Origin of the sequence: Pseudomonas sp. SIMBA_068 (assembly GCF_046534705.1) — a bacterium.
GTDB lineage: Bacteria > Pseudomonadota > Gammaproteobacteria > Pseudomonadales > Pseudomonadaceae > Aquipseudomonas > Aquipseudomonas putida.
This window is the reverse complement of record NZ_JAWRYI010000419.1, coordinates 1-276: the sequence shown is the minus strand read 5'-3', so window position 1 is coordinate 276 and position 276 is coordinate 1. Positions and strand designations below refer to the sequence as shown.

General features: G+C 64.5%; 1 pseudogene. It reads left to right on the top strand.

The window, feature by feature from the left end:
• Window positions 1-276, top strand: a pseudogene (locus SB756_RS29790) (heavy metal translocating P-type ATPase); the annotation flags it as partial.

Genomic DNA, 276 nt, shown 5'->3' with positions numbered 1-276 from the left:
CCATCGTTCATGCTGCCCGTCTGCGCAACCTGACGCTGACCGCTCCCGAGCAGGTGCAGGAAAGCCCCGGCCAGGGGCTTGCCGGGATTGTTCAAGGCAAGGCCGTACGCTTGGGCGCCCTGACCTACGTGCAGAACGAGAAGGACGATGGCCGGTGGGCACAGGCGCGTTTGCAGCAACTGGACTACCTGGCCAACAGTGGCAGTTTCGTGGCGGTTGACGGTGAGTTGAAAGCGGTACTGCGGCTGGCCGATGACCTCCGTCGGGAAACCCCCC